Source organism: Pseudonocardia sp. (assembly GCF_025965585.1).
GTDB lineage: Bacteria > Actinomycetota > Actinomycetes > Mycobacteriales > Pseudonocardiaceae > Pseudonocardia.
Genome location: NZ_JAOPWR010000050.1, coordinates 1 through 3358, shown reverse-complemented (window position 1 = coordinate 3358; position 3358 = coordinate 1). Strand labels below are relative to the sequence as shown.

Sequence of the window (3358 nt, the reverse complement as noted above, 5' to 3'; positions counted from 1 at the left end):
CACCGACCAGGGCTCGGTCACCAACGCCCAGCTCGCCCAGCAGGCCGACCTGCACCCGATGACCCCCGACCAGATCGCGGGCTTCCAGGACAGCGTCAACGAGGCCCAGGTGACCGTCGACAACGCCCAGCTCGGCGTCACGCAGACCAACCTGCTCGCCCCGCAGGCCGGCGTGGTCCTCCAGGTGAACGGCAAGGTCAACGAGACCTCGAGCAACACGAGCGCCGCATCGGCCACTGGAACGGCCGGCACCACGGCCGGTGGATCGAGCACCGGTTCGACGACGGCGTCGGCCTCGGTGAGCAGCGGCTCCGCGTTTATCTTGCTGGCCAACGCCAGCCAGCTGGCCGTCAACGCCAATATCCCCGAGGCCGACGCGGCCAAGATCCAGCTCGGACAGCGGGCGACGATCGCCTTCCCTGCGACCAACACGACGGCCACCGGATCGGTCACCCAGATCACTCCGCAGGGCACCCCGACCAACAACGTCGTGGAGTTCCCGGTCCAGGTCTCGCTGGACACGGCGCCGCCGGGGGTGGACGTCGGCTCCACGGCCAACCTCACGATCGCGGCGGCATCGGCAACCGACGTGCTGGAGGTCCCGAACCTCGCCGTGACCTCACTCGGAAACCGGCACACGGTCACGGTCCGGCGCAACGGCACCGACACCGTCGTTCCCGTGACGACGGGGCTCGTGGGCGACACGCAGACCGAGATCACCAGCGGTGTGCAGCCCGGTGACATGGTGGTGCTGCCGAGCACCGGTGCCACGAGCACCGGCTCGACCCCCGCCACCAGCGCGAACACCGGGGCCGGCTTCCCTCGGACGGGCGGATGATGCGCGGCGCGCCGCGGGCGCCCCGGCCCGTCATCGAGCTGCAGTCGGTGTCCAAGATCTACGGCAGCGAGGACACGATCGTCCGCGCCGTCGACGGCGTCGACCTCGTGGTGCACACGGGCGACTACGTCGCGATCATGGGGGCGTCGGGATCGGGCAAGTCGACGCTGATGAACATCATCGGCTGCCTCGACACGCCCACCCGGGGGCGCTACCTCCTCGACGGCGTCGACACCCGGCGGCTCGACGAGAAGCAGCAGGCCACGATCCGCAACCGGAAGATCGGCTTCATCTTCCAGTCGTTCAACCTGATCCCGCGCACCACGGCCGCCAGCAACGTCGAGCTGCCGATGGCCTACGCCGGGGTCCGGCCGTCCGAGCGGCGGCGCCGTGCCCTGGCCGCGCTCGACCAGGTGGGGCTCGCCGCCCGTGCCGACCACGGTCCGTCGCAGCTCTCCGGCGGGCAGCAGCAGCGCGTGGCGCTCGCCCGCGCGATCGCCACCGACCCGGTGCTGCTCCTGGCCGACGAGCCCACGGGTGCCCTGGACAGCCGCAGCACCGACGAGGTGCTGGCGCTGTTCGACGACCTCAACGTCGCCGGCCGGACGCTCGTGGTGATCACCCACGAGGAGGAGGTCGCCGACCACGCCAAGCGCGTGATCCGGATGCGGGACGGCAGGGTGCAGTCCGACGAGCGCCGGTGCGGGCCGCTGGGACCGCCGCCGCGCTGGTCGCCGAACCGCGCCTCCGCCGGGGAGAAGATCACGTCGTGAACCTGCGGGAGAGCGCGCGGTTCGCCGTCCGCGGGGTGCTCGCGAACAAGCTGCGCTCGCTGCTGACGATGTCGGGGATCCTCATCGGCGTCGCCGCGGTGATCATCCTGATCGCCGCGGGCACCGGGGCGAGCGCCTCGGTGCAGAAGTCGGTCAGCGGCCTGGGCAGCAACACCCTCACCATCACGTCCACGTCGACGGGGACAGGTGGCCGTGGAGGGGGGCGCGGGGGCGCAGGCGGCCTGGGTGCTCTTGGCGGTGCGGCGCGCGCGGGTGGCGCAGGAGGCGGTGGGGGCGGGTTCGGCGGAGCCGGTGGCGCAGGGGCGGCGGCGCCCGCCGTGAGCAGCGGCACGCTGATCCAGCAGCCCCAACTGACTCTGAACGACGCCGAGGCGCTCGTCGACCCCACCCAGGCCCCCGACGTGTCCTCGGTGGCACCGGTGGTCACGGCACCGTCGGTGACGGCGACCTACGAGGGCGCGACGCACACGGTCGGGACGTTCTCGGGCACCACCCCGAGCTACCTGGCCAACGACAACGACTCGATCCAGGCCGGTGTCCCGATCAGCGACTCCGACTACACCGCCCGCAGACGGATCGCGCTGCTGGGCACCACGGTTGCGGTAGACCTGAGCGGCGGCGACGGCCTGTCGATCGTCGGCCAGACCGTGCAGTTCAACGGCATCAACTACCAGGTGGTCGGGATCCTCACCGCCAAGGGCAGCAGCGGCCCCCAGGACCAGGACGACCGCGTGATCGCCCCGCTCACCGCGGTGCAGGACACGCTCACCGGCTACGGGAACATCAGCAGCATCTCGGTGAAGGCCGCCTCGGCCGACGTCGTCACCGCGGCGCAGGACGAGGTGACCTCAATACTCAACGCGCGCCACCACGTCACCGCGGCGAACGAGGACTTCTCGATCTTCAACCCCACCTCGATCCTCTCCGCGTTGGGCACCATCACGAGCGTCTTCACCATCCTGCTGGGCGGCGTCGCGGGCATCTCGCTGCTGGTGGGAGGCATCGGAGTCATGAACATCATGCTGGTGACCGTCACCGAGCGGACCCGGGAGATCGGCATCCGCAAGGCCATCGGGGCGCAGAAGGCCGACATCGTCGGCCAGTTCCTGATGGAGGCCGTGCTGCTGTCGGTGTTCGGCGGCCTGATCGGCGTGATCATCGGCGTGATCGTCGGGCAGCTCCGCTTCGGCACGTTCCAGCTGGTGGTGGCCCCCTACTCGGTGGTCCTCGCGTTCGGCGTGTCCGTGGCGATCGGGCTGTTCTTCGGGATCTACCCCGCGAACCGCGCCGCGTCGCTGCGCCCGATCGACGCGCTGCGCTACGAGTGACCGCGCTACGAGTGACCGCGCCCCGAGCCACCGGGAGTCCACGATGACCGCACCCGACGACCGGACGGCGATGCCGCCGGCCGGACAGCCCCACGACGAGACCACCGCCCTGCCTCCCGTGCAGGCCGGCGCGCCGTCCAGGGGCGCGGGAGACACGGCCGGTCCGGCCCGCGCCGAGCTCGACGACGACCTGTTCGAGCCCGACTGGGACAAGCCCAGGCGCACCAACAAGCTGACCTACGTGCTGATCGCCCTGCTCGTGGCGGCCCTCGGCTTCGCCGGGGGCGTGATGGTGCAGAAGAACCACGACAAGGCGCTCGCGGTCGCCGCGGCCGGCACGCGCGCCCGCGCCGGCCAGTTCGCCGGGCTCGGCGGAGCAGGGGGCGGCGGGGGCGGGT

The 3358-nt window shown here is 71.5% G+C and carries 4 protein-coding genes; all 4 read left to right on the top strand.

What is annotated here, in order from left to right:
- A partial coding sequence (locus tag JWR81_RS02785) for an HlyD family efflux transporter periplasmic adaptor subunit (protein WP_297646218.1) occupies window positions 1-838 on the top strand: 838 nt, incomplete at its 5' end.
- Window positions 835-1611 carry an ABC transporter ATP-binding protein gene (locus tag JWR81_RS02780; RefSeq protein ID WP_297646216.1) on the top strand — a complete coding sequence of 259 codons (777 nt, stop codon included), beginning with the start codon at window positions 835-837 and terminating at the stop codon, window positions 1609-1611. The genes JWR81_RS02785 and JWR81_RS02780, both read left to right, overlap by 4 nt.
- Window positions 1608-2960, top strand: a complete 1353-nt coding sequence (locus tag JWR81_RS02775) for an ABC transporter permease (RefSeq protein ID WP_297646214.1) — start codon at window positions 1608-1610, stop codon at window positions 2958-2960. The genes JWR81_RS02780 and JWR81_RS02775 overlap by 4 nt, the downstream gene beginning before the upstream one ends.
- Window positions 2961-3003: 43 nt before the next feature.
- Window positions 3004-3358 (top strand): hypothetical protein (locus JWR81_RS02770; protein WP_297646212.1); only part of this gene is annotated, 355 nt, incomplete at its 3' end.

Excerpts from the sequence above, each read along its gene's own strand:
- JWR81_RS02780 (WP_297646216.1), top strand. The coding sequence starts at position 835 with ATGATGCGCGGCGCGCCGCGGGCGCCCCGGCCCGTCATCGAGCTGCAG.